Raw genomic sequence first — 15,624 nt, forward strand, 5'->3', positions numbered from 1 at the left:
GCTGACCGCTTGGATCAGCGAGCCGCCGGGCCGGTCAGCCGGCCTCAGCCATTCGGCCGGCCATCGACCGCCACCCGGTCTCCACACAGCGCCCGGCCCCGCGACCCGCCCGGCCGCGCGGACCACCCGGTCCCCGCGGCCGGGACCGGCCGGCCCCGGACCTCAGCTGGTCTTCGGCTTCGGTGCTGTCGACGTCGCCGAGGCGGTGGTGCCCGCCTCGGTGTCCTCCGGCTGTTCCTCGAAGTCCACCTTCTTCATCTGCTTGTTCATGGACTTCATCAGCAGCCACACGGCGCCGCCGATGACCGCGAAGACGATGAAGCCGAGGACGCCGGGGGTCACCTTGTCCTTGTCGAAGCTGTCGGCAAGGGTGACGAAGTGCGTCAGGGCGAGGGTGCTGGTCGCGCTCATCATGGGGTCAATTGTTGCGGATGCCCGCGAAGAGGTCGTCCTCGGGGAGGGAAGTGTCCACGAGAGACTTCGCGAGCTCGTACTCCTCCGTCGGCCAGACCTCCCGCTGGATGTCCATCGGCACCCGGAACCAACCGCCATCGGGGTCGATCTGGGTGGCGTGCGCGATCAGCGCCTTGTCACGGATCTCGAAGAACTCGTCACACGGGATATACGTGGTCAGCGTGCGCTCGCGCTGCTCGAACTGCTTCCAGCGCTCCAGCCACTCGCCGTACGGCGAATCCATGCCGCGCTCCAGCAGCGCCTCGTGCAGCGCGATGGTGCGCGGCTTGTTGAAGCCCTGGTTGTAGTAGAGCTTCTGGGGCTGCCAGGGCTCACCGGCCTCCGGGTACTTCTCCGGGTCGCCGGCCGCCTCGAAGGCCACCATCGTGATCTTGTGGGTCATGATGTGGTCCGGGTGCGGGTAGCCGCCGTTCTCGTCGTAGGTCGTGATGACCTGCGGCTTGAACTCCCGGATCAGCTTGACCAGTCGCCCGGCCGCCTCATCGACGTCCTGCAGCGCGAAGCAGCCCTCGGGCAGCGGCGGCAGCGGGTCGCCCTCGGGCAGCCCGGAGTCGACAAAGCCCAGCCACTCCTGCTTGACGCCCAGGATCTCCCGGGCCTCGTCCATTTCCTTCTTGCGTACCTCGTGGATGTGCTCCTCGATGTACGGGTCGCCCTGGAGTTTGGGGTTCAGGATGGAGCCTCGCTCACCGCCTGTGCAGGTGGCGACCAGCACGTCCACCCCCTCGGACACGTACTTGGCCATGGTGGCCGCACCCTTGCTCGACTCGTCGTCGGGGTGGGCGTGGACCGCCATCAATCGCAGCTGCTCAGTCAAGACTCGATCCTCAGTGAAGGGCCGGAGAAGATGCCTCCTATAGTGACCGAAGCAGGGGGGCGCTGTATTCCCTGGGGCGGGGACCCCCCGGGGGTTCATGGTCCAGGTCCCCGTACCAGGAGGATTGATCATGACCGCGGTGCGCGAAGGGCTCCCGGACGGACGCTACGGCCGCCCCGCCGACCAACGCGCGGACCGCAAGCTCAAGATCGTCGGCTCGGTGCTCGGCGTCGCGCTGCTGGGCGTGATCGGCTGGGCGGGCGTCTCGTACATCGCGGGGCAGGACCTCAGCGGCCGGGTGATCACCTGGGACGCGGTGTCCGACCACGCGGTCAAGGTCCATCTTGAGGTCGTCAAGGGCACGGACGACAAGGGTGTGTGCACGCTCCGCTCACAGTCCGCCGACGGCTCCGAGGTCGGCCGCAAGGACGTCACCATCGACCGGCGCGCGGACCAGGTGGACACCGAGGTCACGGTGCGTACGACAAAGCGGGCGACCAACGCCGTGCTGGTCGGCTGTACGGTGTCCGGCAACCGCTGACCGGCGAAACCGCCAGTGTCAACCGGAGCGACCTGACCGCGCCCACCCGCTCATCGGCAGGGCGTGTCGTGACCGCCTCTGATCAGCGATGATGCGTTCTTGTGCGGTCACTGTGAATTTCCTCTTCCCCGTTTTGTGCCGGAATTGTTAGGCTCGTGGTTTCGCCCACCTGTGAAGGCGCAAACCTTCCTGGTAGGGCGTTTGATTTATCCCCAGTACCGACGAGGAGCACCTGTGACCCAGACCAGCGAGAACGTCACCTGGCTTACCCAGGAGGCGTATGACCAGCTCAAGGCCGAGCTGGAGCACCTGTCTGGTCCCGCACGCGCCGAGATCACCGAGAAGATCGCGGCGGCCCGCGAGGAAGGTGACCTGAAGGAGAACGCCGGGTACCACGCGGCCAAGGAAGAGCAGGGCAAGCAGGAGCTTCGCGTCCGCCAGCTCACCCAGCTGCTGCAGTCCGCGAAGGTCGGCGAAGCCCCCGCCGCCACCGGCGTCGTCGCTCCCGGCATGGTCGTCACCATCGCGTTCGACGGGGACCCGGACGACACGCTGTCGTTCCTTCTGGCCTCGCGGGAGTACGCGAGCTCGGACATCGAGACCTACTCCCCGCAGTCACCGCTGGGCACCGGCGTGAACGGCAAGAAGGTCGGCGCCGCCGCGGAGTACGAGCTCCCCAACGGCAAGAAGGCGTCCGTGAAGATTCTCGACGCCAAGCCGTACACGGGCTGAGGCCCGAGACGCCCGCAGACGACGAAGCGGCCCGGAGCGTGAGACTCCGGGCCGCTTCGCTGCGTCGTACACCGCCGGCGTGCTCCACGCCGTACGCCCCTCAGGCCGTGGCCGACCGGTATTTGCGGACCGCCAGCGTCCGGAAGAACGCGATGATCAGGACGGACCAGATCACCGAGGCCAGCACCGGGTGCTCCATCGGCCAGGCGCCGGTCACCGACTTCGGCGCCCCGCCGATGGTGTTGCCGAACAGCTCCCGGGCCGCGGCCACCGTCGCGCTGAACGGGTTCCACTCCGCGACATGCTGCAGGAACGTCGGCATGCCGTCGACCGGGACGAAGGCGTTCGAGATGAAGGTCAGCGGGAAGAGCCAGATCAGCCCGCCGGACGTGGCCGCCTCGGGCGTACGCACCGAGAGTCCGATGAGCGCGCCGATCCAGGAGAAGGCGTAGCCGAGCAGGAGCAGCAGCGCGAAGCCGGAGAGCACCCCGGCGATGTTCTCGTGCGCGCGCCAGCCGATCAGCAGCGCGACGACCGCCAGCACCACCAGCGTCAGCGCGGTCTGGACGAGGTCGGCGAGGGTACGGCCGGTGAGCACCGCGCCGCGGGACATCGGCAGCGACCTGAACCGGTCGATGAGCCCCTTGTGCATATCGTCGGCGATGCCCGCGCCGGCACCCGCCGTGGCGAAGGTGACGGTCTGCGCGAAGATCCCGGCCATCAGGAACTCGCGATAGGCCTGGGCGTTGCCCGCCGGGGCGCCGGGGATGTTGATGGAGCCGCCGAAGACGTAGGTGAACAGCACCACGAACATGATCGGCTGGATCAGCCCGAAGATCACTACCTCGGGGATCCGGATCATCCGGATCAGATTGCGCTTGGCGACGACGAGGGAGTCGCGTATGGACCGGCCGAGGCCGCCGCGGGGCTGTGGGGTCCGGATGTGGGCGTCACCACCGGCCGTTCGGGTCACCGTGGTCACTTCACGCCTCCTTGTTCGTCGTCACGCCGGCGTCCACGGCTTCGGCCGCATCGGCCGCACCGCTCGGCGCAACCGGCTCACCCGGCTCGGCGCCCTTCCTGCCCTTCTTCTGCCGCCCGACGGCGCCCCCGCCGCCCTTGCCGCCGTTCTCGTCGGCCTCGGCTGCGTGCCCGGTCAGCGAGATGAACACATCGTCGAGGGTGGGGCGGCGCAGCCCGATGTCGTCGATCTCCACGCCCCGGGCGTCCAGTTCGCGGATGACCTCGGCGAGCAGCTTGGCGCCGCCGGTCACCGGGATCGTGAGCTTGCGGATGTGCGGTTCGATCGTGCCCTCGCCCTTGCCGAAGCCGCGCAGGACCTCGTCGGCGATGGAGATGTGCTCGGAGGCGTGCACCACGACCTCGACGCGCTCACCGCCGGTGCGCGCCTTGAGCTGGTCGGACGTACCGCGGGCGATGACCTTGCCGTGGTCGACGACGCAGATGTCGTGCGCGAGGCGGTCGGCCTCCTCCAGATACTGCGTGGTGAGCAGCAGGGTCGTACCGCCGGCGACCAGTTCCTGGATGACGTCCCACAGCGCCTGGCGGTTGCGCGGGTCCAGGCCGGTGGTCGGCTCGTCCATGAACATCACGGGCGGGCTGACGACCAGCGCGGCCGCGAGGTCGAGCCGGCGGCGCATACCGCCGGAGTAGGTCTTGGCGGTGCGGTCGGCGGCGTCGCCGAGATGGAAGCGTTCCAGCAGCTCAGCGGCTCGGCGCTTGGCGTCGCGGCCGCTCATCTGGTAGAGCTGCCCGACCATTATCAGATTCTCGCGGCCGGTCAAGTACTCGTCGACGGCGGCGAATTGGCCGGAGAGGCCGATCGACCGGCGCACCTGGTCGGGGTGCGCGAGGACATCGATCCCGGCGACCACCGCCTTGCCCCGGTCGGGCTGGAGCAGGGTCGTCAGGACCCGTACGGCGGTGGTCTTGCCGGCACCGTTGGGGCCGAGCATTCCGAGGACTGTTCCTTCGGGAACGTCGAGATCGACGCCGTCCAGTGCCCTCACGTCGCCGAAGGTCTTCACCAGACCTTCGGCGTAAATGGCGCCTGGCATATGGGTACTCCCATGGCTTGGGTCAGTTCCAGGTCGAATATTACGGTTCGCGGACTTCGCCTGCCCTGTGGGCATTTGTCCGCAACGGGAGGCCATGACTCACCCGGCGCCCCCGCAGCCGCGATGCTACTCACGAACGCGATACATCGCGATACAAATTTCGATTTCCGGCGCACGAACAGAGCGGGAACACCTGTTCGCCGACATGCGTGCGGCGCCACGGTATACCCGCGGCGCCGCCCGTTCCATCCCTTATTTGCGTAGTTCGCTCACTCCGCGACGACGTACCCCGCCTCGCCGAGCGCCGCGCGCACCTCGTCGCAGTGCTCCGGCCCCTTGGTCTCCAGATGCAGCTCCACCTCGACCTCGGTCAGACCGAGCTGCGGATCCGTACGCACATGGCCGACGTCGACGACGTTCGCATCGACCACCGACAGCACACCGAGCAGCATCGCCAGCGCCCCCGGCCGGTCCGTCAGCCGCAGCCGCAGCGACAGATAGCGGCCGCCGGCGGCCATACCGTGCCGCAGGATGCGCTGCATCAGCAACGGGTCGACGTTCCCGCCGGACAGCACCGCGACCACCGGCCCCTCGAAGTGGCCCGGGTCGGCCAGCAGCGCCGCCACCGGGCTGGCCCCGGCCGGCTCGACCACCAGCTTGGCCCGCTCCAGGCACAGCAGCAGCGCGCTGGAGAGCTGGTCCTCGGTCACCGTACGGACCTCGTCCACCAGTTCCTCGACGATCCCGAACGTCACATCGCCGGGCCGCCCCACCTTGATGCCGTCCGCCATCGTCGACAGCCCCTCGATCGCCAGCGGACGCCCGGCCGCCAGCGACGGCGGATAGCAGGCCGCGCCCGCTGCCTGCACCCCGATGACCTTCACATCCGGCCGCAGCGCCTTGACCGCGAGCGCGATGCCCGACGCGAGCCCGCCGCCGCCGACCCCGACGACGATGGTGCGTACCTCCGGGCACTGTTCCAGGATCTCCAGGCCGACCGTGCCCTGGCCGGCGATGATGTCGCGGTGGTCGAAGGGGTGGATGAAGACCGCACCGGTCTCGCGTGCGTACTCCTGGGCGGCGGCCAGCGTCTCGTCCACCACCTGGCCGTGCAGCCGCACCTCCGCGCCGTAGTCGCGGGTCGCGGCGACCTTCGGCAACGGGGCGCCGACCGGCATGAACACCGTCGACCGGACACCGAGCAGGGACGCGGCGAGCGCCACCCCCTGCGCGTGGTTGCCCGCGCTCGCGGCCACCACCCCGGCCGCCCGCTCCTGCGCCGAGAGCCCGGCTATCCGTACATAGGCGCCACGGATCTTGAAGGAGCCGGTGCGCTGGAGGTTCTCGCACTTGAGATGTACGGGGGAGCCGACCAGCCCGGACAGATAGCGGCTGCCCTCCATCGCGGTGGCCCGGGAGACACCGGAGAGCATCTTGTGCGCCTCGCGTACGTCATCGACCGTGATCGCGGCATGCGCGCCCGCGGTGACCGGACCATCGGCGGGGGGCGCGGCGGGGGTCTCGTGCGGGGTACGCGGCGTGTGATCGGCCATGCCGCCAGTCTCGCAGTTTGCCGACCGGCGGGCCTTTTTGTCCGACGGGCGGACCTTCCTGGTCCTAGGCCCTGTCGTCAAACTCCCGCCTGCCCCGCGACGCTCCCCCAGCTAACGCTGGGAGGTGCCCCCAGGCACGCGCGCTCGCCGCGTTGTCGGAATCACCCCGATACACCCAGTATCGGGGCGACCCTCCGCCTTGCGATCGCGCTCGGCTTCCGAAGAAGGATCGAAAGAGCCGAGACGGAGTGAGCGGAGCGAATGTAGTGCACCAGACGCCGCGGGGCCCGCCCTTCGGGCGAACGACGGGAGTTTGACGACAGAGCCTAGGCGCGTGTCACGCCCGCGACGGGCAGCAACCGGACCGCGCGTCCCGTACGACCACCAGGGGGTTACGGGGCGTTATCGGAATGGACAGCGCAGGTACGCTCCGCGCCGGGTCCGCGTACGCTGTCCTCCAATCCGTACACACCCCATGAAGCGAGCTCCCGGCCATGCCCACCTCTTCGGACATGACGACCCACACCGACCCCGCTCTCCTCGACGCGCTGCAGCACCAAGTGGCCGTCTTCGCCCGCCGCGCAGAACAGAGCCGGCTCGGCGGCGTCGGGCAGGCGCGCAACTCCATGGACCGCGCCGCCTACCTGCTTCTCAACCGCCTGGACCAGGAAGGCCCGATGGGCGTCAAGGCCCTGGCCGCCGGTATGGGCATCGACTCCTCGACGGTCACCCGGCAGGTCGCCCCGCTGGTCGACTCCGGGCTGGTCAGCCGCGCCACCCACCCCGAGGACGGCCGGGCCGTGGTGCTCCAGCTGTCCGAGCGCGGCCACGCCCGCCTGGACGAGGTCCGGGCCTCGCGCCGTGCGCTGATGGCCCTGGTGACCGACGAGTGGTCCGAGGAGGAACGCGAGGCGTTCACCACGCTCCTGACACGGTTCAACGCCTCCCTCGCCGACATCACCGCGTCCTTGACGCCGGCGGGCCCGACGTCCTGACGCCGGCGGGTCCCACGCCCGGACCGCGGCGGGCACCGGGCGGCCGTCTGCCCGCCGTCCGCCACGTCCGCCGCGCCTCTTGACCGGGTGGCCGCACTGCCGTGCTATAGGAGCGCTAAGGGTCGGGTGTCCGTCATCCGGGAGGCGCGGTGCGAGAGCGGCGACTGGCGCAGGAGCGCCGCCACACCCGGGAGTTCAAAGCCTTCGTGGCGGGCGCGGCGGGCCGTCTGCTGCATACCGCCACCCTGCTCACCGGTGAGCCGGTCTCCCGACCCGCCCCGGCCGCCGAGGAGTTGCTGATCTGCGCGCTGTCGCGGACCTACGCCGTCTGGGACCGGCTGCGCGGCGAGGATCCCTACGAGCGCACCCGCCAGGAGATGGCCGCCCACTTCGCGCACACCGCGTGGCGGCACCGCCGGCCGCGCGGCGGGCTCCTGGACCGGCTGTCCCCACAGGAGCGGCTGGTGCTCGTCCTTCGTCTCTACGAGGGCGTGGCCGAGGAGCAGACCGCGGCCCAACTCGGCCTGCCCGCCGAGCGGGTACACGCGCTGTGCCTGCACGCCCTCGCGGAGATGCGCAGCCGCCGCCCCACACCGAAACCGGCGGCCCCATGAGCCTGCCCGACCGCAAGGAGACCGAGGTACGGCGGATGCTGGCCGGGCCGCATCCGCTCGTACCGCCCGATCTGGCCGGCCGGGCCGCCGCCCGCGGCCGCCGTCGTAAGGCGCACCGCCGGGTGCTGCGCCGCATCGGCTGGCTGCTCGCGCTCCTCGCGCTGACGGCGCTGGCCTGGGCGGTCATCGCCCAGCCCTGGACGCCGCCGCCGGTCCGCACCACCCCTCCGGTGGAGGGGTGGTGAACGCCGGCGACGACCGGTCCGTCAGCCCAGTGCCTGGGTCAGATCGGCCAGCAGATCGTCGACGGACTCGATGCCGACCGAGAGGCGTACGAGGTCGTTGGGGACCTCCAGCGCGGAACCGGCCGTCGAGGCGTGCGTCATCCGCCCCGGGTGCTCGATCAGCGACTCGACGCCGCCCAGCGACTCCCCGAGGGTGAACAGCCCGGCTCGGTTGCAGACCTCCACCGCCGCCTGCTCACCGCCCGCGACCTGGAACGACACCATGCCGCCGAAGGACCGCATCTGCTTGGCCGCGATCTCGTGACCGGGGTGCTCGGACAGCCCCGGGTAGTAGACGCGGGTCACCTTCTTGTGGGAGACCAGCAGCTCCGCGACGCGCGCCGCGTTGGCGCTGTGCCGGTCCATACGGACGGCCAGCGTCTTGATGCCGCGCATCACCAGCCAGGCATCGAACGGCCCGGCGATCGCACCCATCGCGTTCTGGTGGTAGGCGAGTTCCTCGCCGAGGGTGTCGTCGTTGACGACCAGGGCGCCGCCGACCACGTCCGAATGACCGCCCATGTACTTCGTCGTGGAGTAGACCACCACGTCGGCGCCGAGGGCGAGCGGCTGCTGGAGGTACGGGCTGGCGAAGGTGTTGTCGACGACGAGCCTGGCGCCCGCCTCCCGGGCGACGTCGGCCAGCGCCGCGATGTCGCTGATGCCGAGCAGCGGGTTGCTGGGCGTCTCCACCCAGATCACCTTCGTACGGGGCCGCAGCGCCTCGCGTACGGCCTGCGGGTCGGAGGTGTCGGCCACCGACCACTCCACGCCCCACCGCTCGACGACCTTCGCGAACAGCCGGAACGTCCCGCCGTAGGCGTCATTGGGGATGACGACATGGTCGCCGGGGGTCAGCAGGGTCCGCAGCAGGCAGTCCTCGGCAGCGAGGCCGGAGGCGAAGGCAAGGCCGCGGCGGCCGCCGTCGAGGGCGGCGAGATTCTCTTCCAGGGCGGTACGGGTCGGGTTGGCGCTGCGGCTGTACTCATAGCCGCCGCGCAGCCCGCCCACGCCGTCCTGCTTGTAAGTGGACACCTGATAGATGGGCGGCACCACCGCGCCAGTGGCCTGGTCGGGCTCCTGACCTGCGTGGATGGCACGGGTTTCAAAATGCTGGTGGCGCTGGTCGCGCTGATCGCTCATGCCTGTCGAGGGTAGTCGGCCCCGCGCCCGAGGGCGCCGCCTGTGCCAGGACCGAACTTTCCGGAACTTTCTGGTTCGCTGGATAGTGGATACATACGAAGGACCGCACACCGGTTCCCACCGCGGTGCTGCGGCCCCGCTCCTCCCGCCCGACCGCCCCGCTCCACCCGCCCGACCGCTCCGCGTACGCCCGCACGCCGCACCGTTACAGGTACAGGACACCCCACATGGATGCTCTGCTGGTTCTCCTCGCCGCGCTCACGCTCGGCGGCTTCGTCTTCCTGCCCTGGATGCGACGCCGGCGGGCCGTACAGCACACCCGGCAGGGTCTGGTGGTGGCCGCCGACCCGATGGCCGGCTACGGCTTCGTCCCGCTGGAGCAGCTCGACGTACGGCTGCCGGGCCCTGACCAGGAGCTGGACGAGGCGCTGGCCGAGATGCGGCGGACGCACGACTGGCGCCCGGCGGCCGAGCTGCTGAAGTCCACCGGCGACGACTGGGAGCGCCGCTGGCAACGGGTGCAGACGCTGGCCGGCGCGGCCGCGTTCGAGCTGGCCGAGGGCGGTACGGAACAGGGCGGCGGGGGCCGGACCGGCGGCATCTGGCTGCGCACCTGGCGCTCCGAGGCCCCCAAGGACCCCGGCGGCGCCCAGACGCACGCCCAGTTCCTGGTCGTCCAGGCGCTGCGCGACCCGGGCTCGCAGGACTTCCGCATGATCCTGGAGGAGGCCCGTACGGTCTGCCGGGAAGCGGCGCTGCTGGCGCCCGGCAGCCCGATCCCGTACATCACCGAGCTGGCCGTCGCCCGCGGCCTGGGCGACCGCCCCGCCGACTACGAGGAGCTCTGGTCCAAGGTCGCCCAGCGCGCCCCGCAGCACATGGGCGCCCACCTCGCCGCCCTGCCCTACTGGTCGCAGAAGTGGCACGGCTCCCGCAAGGAGGCCGAGGCCTTCGCCGAGCGCGCCGCGGCCGCCGCCCCCGCCCACACCCTGCTCCCGGCGCTCCCCCTCTTCGCCGTCTACGAGCACCTCCCCGAGGCCAACATGGTCCGCAGCCTCTACCAGAGCGCGGTCGTCGAGCGCGCCATCGAGGGCGCCCACTTCGCGCTCCGCGAGGCGCCCGCCGACCACCCCATGGCACCGCACGTCCGCCATCTGCTCGTCTGGTTCCTGGTACGCGCCGAGCGCTACGCCGAAGCCATGGAGCAGCTCCGCCTCGTCGACGGCCATGTGGGCGCCGTCCCCTGGTCCTACGGCCGCAGCCCCGCCGCCGAGTACGCCGCCTACCGCGCCCTGGCCATCGCCGGCTGGGAACAGCTCGGCGGCACCTCGGCGGGCTTTCCGCCACCGGGAAAATAGGGCGCGCAAGGAAAACAGGGCATGTAACCGGCCGCGGAATGCCGTCTCCTCCCCCGGCGTTGATCCCCATGCCCCCTCAGGTCCCCTCTCCTCTCCCTCCCCAGGAGCCTGATCCTCATGCTGTTCTCCCGCTTCAATTCCCACCTCCCCACCCCCGAGGAAGCGCTCGAAGGCCGCCCCGAAAGGGCCTTCACCGTCCCCGCCCGGCACACCGTCCTCGGCAACCCGCTGCTCGGCCCGTACCCGGACGGCCTGGAGACCGCCGACTTCGGCCTGGGCTGCTTCTGGGGCGCCGAGCGGAAGTTCTGGCAGGCCGAGGGCGTCTGGACCACCCTCGTCGGCTACCAGGGCGGCCACACCCCCCACCCCACCTACGAAGAGGTCTGCAGCGGCCACACCGGCCACACCGAGGCCGTCCGCGTCGTCTACGACCCGGCAGTCGTCCCCTACACGTCCCTCCTGAAGCTCTTCTGGGAGTCCCACGACCCCACCCAGGGCTTCCGCCAGGGCAACGACGTCGGGACCCAGTACCGCTCGGCGATCTACACCCACTCCCCCGCCCAACAACAGGCCGCCGAAGCCTCCCGCGACGCCTACCGCACCGTCCTCCACCACTCCGGCTACGCCGACATCACCACCGAAATCCTCCCCGCCGACAGCCGCCCGTTCTATCCGGCGGAGGGCTACCACCAGCAGTACCTCGACAAGAACCCGGCGGGGTACTGCGGGATCGGGGGGACGGGCGTCAAGCTGAGTGCCCCGTCGGAGACGAACTGGGGACGGTCGTGCCCTACGGGGATCGCGCCGGCCCCGGACGTCACGGAGCAGTAGAACGCTCCCGCCATGCCGGTCCGGGCGCGGGTAGCCCTACTGCCTCTCCCTCACTCGTTCGAGCGGAGGGAGAGCACTTGTGCCGGATACGCTGACGCACGGGATCAGAATCACGCCCATGGGAGCAGCCATGGCCACCTCCGCCGCTGGGCAGCCACTCATCCCCCAGCCCTCTGCCACGGTTGCCGCACTGCGGCAGGCCATCAGTCAGATCGCGCCCGCAGCGCTGCCGGCCTTCACACGGGAGTTGGACCAAGCGGCCGACCAGTCCCGGCAGGGCTGCGACCTGGCACCGCTCCAGCGGTTCATCGCCCAGTGGGCCGCCTATGTCCACATCCAGCGTCGGCCCGACGCGGCAGCGGACCTCCGCCGGTGGGAAAACGCTGCCGAATCGGGCGACGCGGCTCAGGCACGGCAGGCCGCCTCCGAGATCGGCCGGATCCTGGACGAAGCCCACGCCGCCATCGGCCTCCCGGCCCGGTGAGCGCTGACTGGCGCTGGGAGTACGACCCCGACCACGACCATGTGGCGGGCGGCATCCCCGGTCACGTGGTGGCGGAAGTGGGTTGCACCGGCCGACGGCCGATGCGTACGGCTGCCTGCCGGGTCCGTTGAGGGATCAGGTGGCGGGTAGTTTGGGCGACCATGTGCATCTCGATGGACCGGGCCGAGTTCTCGGGTACGACCCTGTATGGCGGGCGTCTTCGCCATCCCGTGCACGGTCTGGTTCATGTGCTCGGGTACCAGAACAGCGCCGTCAACCTCGCCGACGGGCCGAACGCGATGCTGCTGCATCTGCCCACCGCCTCGCGCATGACGCGGGAGCACTTCATCCCGGTGGGGCGCACCGGCGATGTCCTCCATCGCATGGTCGACGCGGTCCGGCCCGTTCCGGTGGGCGTGCCTGACGACATCGCATGGATGGGTGGGGAGGATTCGCCGGTCGAGGTCTTCGAGCACGACATCTACACCGTGCTGCTGGCAGCCGATCCGACCCGGATCCCGGCTGCGCTCGGGGACGTACCGCGGCACAAGCGGCCACGCCTCGACCCGGACCTGCTGACGTTCTACGCCGAGCGCTACCCGGCGCACACCATCGCCGTGTGCTGCTTCGACAATGCCGAGGCCCAGCACGCCAAACCACTGCTGATGTGGTACTCGCCGCTCGACCCGGACCGGTTGACCCTTCCGGCGCTGGACTGCCATACGGGGAAAGCGCCCGATCTCGACGCCGAGGTGGCCGTAGACCACTGGGTGCTGCTCTCCACCGATGAGGCACCGCTCGGCTGGGGTGAGCCCGTTGACTATCCACGGGGCATGCGTCATCACTTGCGTACGTTCCTCCCCGAGACCGTCGTAGGGGCCTACTACGGCGGCAGGCTGGCCAACGGCGACTTCTCCGTCACGCATGATGACCTGCTCGCGGGCGACCTGGACCGCATGCGCCGTATCCGGCCGATGGATGAATGACCGTCAGGCGATAGATGAATGGCCGTCAGGCCCCCGCAGGCTGTTCCGTGCCCGTCGCATTCGTCTGCGCATTGCGGATTCGGTGGCGCTTTGTCACGAGGACCGCGGTGCGGGTGAGGACCATGGCAAGTGACATGAAGACAAAGGCATTTGCGTAGACGTCCGGGCCGCTGAGTTCGTTCTCGATGCTGAAGCGGATCAGGTCCTCGGTGAACCAGTGCTCGGCTCCGTAGGCGAAAAGGACCCGGGCGCTGGAGAGGATGATCCAGACGAGGGCATATCCGAATCCGCCGGTGGTGTAGATGCGGCCGTCGGTGCCGCGGTGTGCGGGGAGCAGTGCGCCGGCCACCAGGCCGCAGATCACGCCCACGCCGAGGCCGATGAGCTGGAACGACGGCGCGTTCCCGGAGGTCGGGAAGGAGCGCACGAAGATCGCGATGATGATGGCGACCGCGATCACGGAACGCAGCATCCGCATATTGGTGAGCCGGCGGTGGCCCAGGTCGGTCGCGAGGATGATGGTGAGGATTGTTGCGCTCGCAATGAGCGCGGTGACGAACTGACTCAGGTGGCTCATCGGCAGCCGGGCCTTTCTGCTAATCCTTACCGCGATTTTCCGCGGGCGTGTCATCAACGACGTTATGGCGGCGGGACTTTGTCGTGGGACGACCGACCGGTGGATTCGGGTGTCCACCGGTCGGTGGACAGCGCGGCGGTGGGGGGCGGGTGATAGGACAGGGGCATGGTGGAGGCTGGTGTGGGGCGCGCGACCGAGGCGCGGGTGCGGTGGTTCGGGCTGTGGGACAGCTACTTCGTGATCTGCTATCTGGTCACCACGGGGCTGGTGTTCACGTCCGGGGTCCCGCAGAGCCACCGTGTCATCGCCATCGGCGCGCTGACGCTGGCGGTGCCCTGGTACGCGGGCGTCGGGCGGCCGCTGATGCTGCGCCACGACAGCGACCGGCGGAACGTCGTCTTTCCCGTCGGCCTCTTCGTGCTCTTCGTGGTGGCCGGCGCGGTCGATCTGATGAGTTCCTTCGCCCTGTTCGCGATCGTCCCGATGGTGATGATGAGCCTGGCGACCAGGCCGGCCATCGTGGTCGCCGGGCTCGGCAATCTCGTCCCCGTGACGATGCTGTGGTGGCAGGGCGGCGCCGCGTCCCCGGCCGTGCTGTCCGTGCTGCTCGCCTCGCTGCTCGGGATCGCGCTGTCCGTACTCCTCGGGCTGTGGATCAAGCGGGTGGTGCGGCAGAACAAGGAACACGCCGAGCTGATCGAAGAGCTCCGGAAGAACCGGGAACATGTGGCTCGGCTGTCGCACGAGGCCGGCATCGCCGCCGAACGCGAGCGGCTGGCGCGGGAGATCCACGACACCCTGGCGCAGAGCCTGACCAGCATCATCGGCCTCGTTCAGGCCGCCGAATCCGAGGTGGAGGGCGCCCCGGGCCTGGACCGTGCCCGCAGGCACCTCGCGCTGGCCGGGCGGGCGGCCAAGGAGGGCCTGGTCGAGGCGCGCGATTTTGTGGCCGCCCGGACGCCCGCTTCGCTGCGGGAGAGCTCGCTGGCCCAGGCCGTACGGCGGCAGACGGACGGGCTGACCGCCCGGACGGGGCTGCCGGTGCGGTTCGCCGTCGAGGGGGACGAACAGCCCCTGCCGATGGCGGTCAGCGTCGTCCTGCTGCGTGCCGCGCAGGAGACCCTCGCGAACATCCGCAAGCATGCCGCCGCCCGCCAGGTGGTGGTCACGCTCCGGTACGCCGGGAGTCATGTCGCTCTCGTCGTCACCGATGACGGCGAGGGTTTCGACGCGGCCGCGGGAGAGGGTGCGGGGGAAGACGATCGGGAAGGGGGCTTCGGGTTGCGTGGCTTGCGGGCACGAGTGGCGGAGATCGGCGGGGTGACCGCGGTCAGCAGTGGACGGGGGGAGGGGACCACCGTCGAAGTGAAGGTGCCCTTGGCGGAAGCGCCCCGGGCGGAGGCGCCCCAGGTGGAGGCGCCCCAGGTGGAGGCGCCCCAGGTGGAGGCGTCCCTGGGCCCTGTGGCAGAGGGGGCGAGCCATGGGTGCTGAGCAGACGGCCGCGGTCAGGGTGCTGCTGGCCGATGACCATCCCGTCGTCCGTGAGGGGCTCTGCGCGATGCTGGAGTCCGACCCGGGGATCGAGGTCGTCGGGCAGGCGGGCTCCGGCGAGGAAGCCGTGGCGCTGGCGGGCCGGCTCGCGCCGGACGTCGTGCTGCTCGATCTGCGGATGGGCGAGCTGGACGGGGTCGGCGCGACCGGGCAGATCCTTCGGCAGTCGCCACGCACCAAGGTCGTCATCGTCACCACCTACGAGGAGGACTCCGACATCCTGCGGGCCGTGGAGGCGGGCGCGGCCGGCTATCTCCTCAAGGGCAGTTCCCGGGCGGAGCTGATCGGCGCGGTGCACGGTGCGGCGCGCGGCGAGACGGTGCTGACGCCGTCGCTGGCCACCAAGCTGTTCCGGGCGCGGGCGGTGGAGGCGCCGCTGCTGTCCGGCCGGGAGTGCGAGGTGCTGCGGCTGGTCGGCCAGGGTCTGACCAATGCGGAGATCGGCCGGGAGCTGTTCATCGGTGAGGCCACGGTCAAGACGCACCTGCTGCGCGCGTTCAAGAAGCTGGAGGTGTCGGACCGGACCGCGGCCGTGATGACGGCGTGGGAGCGCGGGATGTTGTCGTAGCGCCCGGGAGCCGCGCCGTCCCGACCGCCCCTCTCCCT

The 15,624-nt window shown here is 70.2% G+C and carries 18 protein-coding genes; 11 read left to right on the forward strand and 7 right to left on the reverse strand.

Going from position 1 to position 15,624, the window contains the following annotated elements; translation table 11 throughout:
* Nucleotides 1–162 precede the first annotated feature (162 nt).
* On the reverse strand, nt 163–414 hold the full coding sequence (locus tag DY245_RS28270; RefSeq protein ID WP_128510053.1) for an RAMP4 family protein: 252 nt from the start codon (nt 412–414) through the stop codon (nt 163–165).
* A gap of 4 nt (nt 415–418) precedes the next feature.
* Nucleotides 419–1,291 carry a mycothiol conjugate amidase Mca gene (gene mca, locus DY245_RS28275; protein WP_128510054.1) on the reverse strand — a complete coding sequence of 291 codons (873 nt, stop codon included), beginning with the start codon at nt 1,289–1,291 and terminating at the stop codon, nt 419–421.
* 130 nt (nt 1,292–1,421) lie between these two features.
* Here mca and DY245_RS28280 point away from each other — a divergent pair, with 130 nt between their 5' ends.
* The gene (locus DY245_RS28280; RefSeq protein ID WP_128510055.1) at nt 1,422–1,832 is read left to right on the forward strand and encodes a DUF4307 domain-containing protein; all 411 of its coding nucleotides are present in this window, start codon (nt 1,422–1,424) and stop codon (nt 1,830–1,832) included.
* A 234-nt stretch (nt 1,833–2,066) separates the two neighbouring features.
* Nucleotides 2,067–2,564: a transcription elongation factor GreA gene (gene greA, locus DY245_RS28285; protein WP_128510056.1), complete on the forward strand. Its 498-nt coding sequence runs from the start codon at nt 2,067–2,069 to the stop codon at nt 2,562–2,564.
* Nucleotides 2,565–2,664: 100 nt separating this feature from the next.
* Here the strand turns inward: greA and DY245_RS28290 are convergent, their stop codons facing one another.
* From DY245_RS28290 to ilvA, 3 genes are all read right to left on the reverse strand, one after another.
* Entirely contained in the window at nt 2,665–3,546 is an 882-nt protein-coding gene (locus DY245_RS28290) for an ABC transporter permease (protein ID WP_181923898.1), read from the reverse strand.
* 1 nt (nt 3,547) lies between these two features.
* On the reverse strand, nt 3,548–4,642 hold the full coding sequence (locus tag DY245_RS28295; protein WP_128510057.1) for an ATP-binding cassette domain-containing protein: 1,095 nt from the start codon (nt 4,640–4,642) through the stop codon (nt 3,548–3,550).
* A 269-nt stretch (nt 4,643–4,911) separates the two neighbouring features.
* Nucleotides 4,912–6,195 (reverse strand): threonine ammonia-lyase, encoded by a 1,284-nt coding sequence (gene ilvA / locus DY245_RS28300; protein ID WP_181923899.1) that lies wholly within the window; start codon nt 6,193–6,195, stop codon nt 4,912–4,914.
* Between the two features lie 494 nt (nt 6,196–6,689).
* Between ilvA and DY245_RS28305 the strand changes: the two genes are divergently transcribed.
* The 3 genes from DY245_RS28305 (at nt 6,690) to DY245_RS28315 (ending at nt 8,049) form a co-directional block, all read left to right on the forward strand.
* Nucleotides 6,690–7,190: a MarR family winged helix-turn-helix transcriptional regulator gene (locus DY245_RS28305; RefSeq protein WP_128510058.1), complete on the forward strand. Its 501-nt coding sequence runs from the start codon at nt 6,690–6,692 to the stop codon at nt 7,188–7,190.
* A gap of 149 nt (nt 7,191–7,339) precedes the next feature.
* Complete coding sequence (locus tag DY245_RS28310) at nt 7,340–7,804, forward strand: sigma factor-like helix-turn-helix DNA-binding protein (protein ID WP_128510059.1); 465 nt, start codon at nt 7,340–7,342, stop codon at nt 7,802–7,804.
* Nucleotides 7,801–8,049 carry a hypothetical protein gene (locus DY245_RS28315; protein ID WP_128510060.1) on the forward strand — a complete coding sequence of 83 codons (249 nt, stop codon included), beginning with the start codon at nt 7,801–7,803 and terminating at the stop codon, nt 8,047–8,049. The genes DY245_RS28310 and DY245_RS28315 overlap by 4 nt, the downstream gene beginning before the upstream one ends.
* Before the next feature lie 21 nt (nt 8,050–8,070).
* Here DY245_RS28315 and DY245_RS28320 read toward each other — a convergent pair whose 3' ends face one another.
* The gene (locus tag DY245_RS28320) at nt 8,071–9,231 is read right to left on the reverse strand and encodes a cystathionine gamma-synthase (RefSeq protein ID WP_128510061.1); all 1,161 of its coding nucleotides are present in this window, start codon (nt 9,229–9,231) and stop codon (nt 8,071–8,073) included.
* A gap of 227 nt (nt 9,232–9,458) precedes the next feature.
* Between DY245_RS28320 and DY245_RS28325 the strand changes: the two genes are divergently transcribed.
* From DY245_RS28325 to DY245_RS28340, 4 genes are all read left to right on the forward strand, one after another.
* Entirely contained in the window at nt 9,459–10,589 is a 1,131-nt protein-coding gene (locus DY245_RS28325; RefSeq protein WP_128510062.1) for a hypothetical protein, read from the forward strand.
* A gap of 117 nt (nt 10,590–10,706) precedes the next feature.
* Nucleotides 10,707–11,420, forward strand: a complete 714-nt coding sequence (gene msrA, locus DY245_RS28330; RefSeq protein WP_128510063.1) for a peptide-methionine (S)-S-oxide reductase MsrA — start codon at nt 10,707–10,709, stop codon at nt 11,418–11,420.
* A 130-nt stretch (nt 11,421–11,550) separates the two neighbouring features.
* Nucleotides 11,551–11,904: a DUF6247 family protein gene (locus tag DY245_RS28335; RefSeq protein ID WP_128510087.1), complete on the forward strand. Its 354-nt coding sequence runs from the start codon at nt 11,551–11,553 to the stop codon at nt 11,902–11,904.
* A 161-nt stretch (nt 11,905–12,065) separates the two neighbouring features.
* Complete coding sequence (locus DY245_RS28340; RefSeq protein WP_128510064.1) at nt 12,066–12,890, forward strand: hypothetical protein; 825 nt, start codon at nt 12,066–12,068, stop codon at nt 12,888–12,890.
* A 25-nt stretch (nt 12,891–12,915) separates the two neighbouring features.
* Here the strand turns inward: DY245_RS28340 and DY245_RS28345 are convergent, their stop codons facing one another.
* Complete coding sequence (locus DY245_RS28345) at nt 12,916–13,467, reverse strand: hypothetical protein (RefSeq protein ID WP_128510065.1); 552 nt, start codon at nt 13,465–13,467, stop codon at nt 12,916–12,918.
* A 165-nt stretch (nt 13,468–13,632) separates the two neighbouring features.
* Between DY245_RS28345 and DY245_RS28350 the strand changes: the two genes are divergently transcribed.
* Both DY245_RS28350 and DY245_RS28355 read left to right on the forward strand, forming a co-directional pair.
* Nucleotides 13,633–14,958 (forward strand): sensor histidine kinase, encoded by a 1,326-nt coding sequence (locus DY245_RS28350; RefSeq protein WP_128510066.1) that lies wholly within the window; start codon nt 13,633–13,635, stop codon nt 14,956–14,958.
* Complete coding sequence (locus DY245_RS28355; protein ID WP_128510067.1) at nt 14,948–15,586, forward strand: response regulator transcription factor; 639 nt, start codon at nt 14,948–14,950, stop codon at nt 15,584–15,586. The genes DY245_RS28350 and DY245_RS28355 overlap by 11 nt, the downstream gene beginning before the upstream one ends.
* The last annotated feature ends 38 nt before the right edge of the window (nt 15,587–15,624 follow it).

It is taken from the genome of Streptomyces inhibens (assembly GCF_003389455.1).
Lineage (GTDB): Bacteria > Actinomycetota > Actinomycetes > Streptomycetales > Streptomycetaceae > Streptomyces > Streptomyces inhibens.

Bases quoted from the DNA above. Each gene is read 5' to 3' on its own strand.
- DY245_RS28270 (WP_128510053.1), bottom strand. From the start codon at position 414: ATGATGAGCGCGACCAGCACCCTCGCCCTGACGCACTTCGTCACCCTT.
- DY245_RS28280 (WP_128510055.1), top strand. From the start codon at position 1,422: ATGACCGCGGTGCGCGAAGGGCTCCCGGACGGACGCTACGGCCGCCCC.
- DY245_RS28295 (WP_128510057.1), bottom strand. From the start codon at position 4,642: ATGCCAGGCGCCATTTACGCCGAAGGTCTGGTGAAGACCTTCGGCGAC.
- ilvA (WP_181923899.1), bottom strand. From the start codon at position 6,195: ATGGCCGATCACACGCCGCGTACCCCGCACGAGACCCCCGCCGCGCCC.
- DY245_RS28305 (WP_128510058.1), top strand. From the start codon at position 6,690: ATGCCCACCTCTTCGGACATGACGACCCACACCGACCCCGCTCTCCTC.
- DY245_RS28315 (WP_128510060.1), top strand. From the start codon at position 7,801: ATGAGCCTGCCCGACCGCAAGGAGACCGAGGTACGGCGGATGCTGGCC.
- DY245_RS28320 (WP_128510061.1), bottom strand. From the start codon at position 9,231: ATGAGCGATCAGCGCGACCAGCGCCACCAGCATTTTGAAACCCGTGCC.
- DY245_RS28325 (WP_128510062.1), top strand. From the start codon at position 9,459: ATGGATGCTCTGCTGGTTCTCCTCGCCGCGCTCACGCTCGGCGGCTTC.
- msrA (WP_128510063.1), top strand. From the start codon at position 10,707: ATGCTGTTCTCCCGCTTCAATTCCCACCTCCCCACCCCCGAGGAAGCG.
- DY245_RS28335 (WP_128510087.1), top strand. From the start codon at position 11,551: ATGGCCACCTCCGCCGCTGGGCAGCCACTCATCCCCCAGCCCTCTGCC.
- DY245_RS28340 (WP_128510064.1), top strand. From the start codon at position 12,066: ATGTGCATCTCGATGGACCGGGCCGAGTTCTCGGGTACGACCCTGTAT.
- DY245_RS28345 (WP_128510065.1), bottom strand. From the start codon at position 13,467: ATGAGCCACCTGAGTCAGTTCGTCACCGCGCTCATTGCGAGCGCAACA.
- DY245_RS28350 (WP_128510066.1), top strand. From the start codon at position 13,633: ATGGTGGAGGCTGGTGTGGGGCGCGCGACCGAGGCGCGGGTGCGGTGG.
- DY245_RS28355 (WP_128510067.1), top strand. From the start codon at position 14,948: ATGGGTGCTGAGCAGACGGCCGCGGTCAGGGTGCTGCTGGCCGATGAC.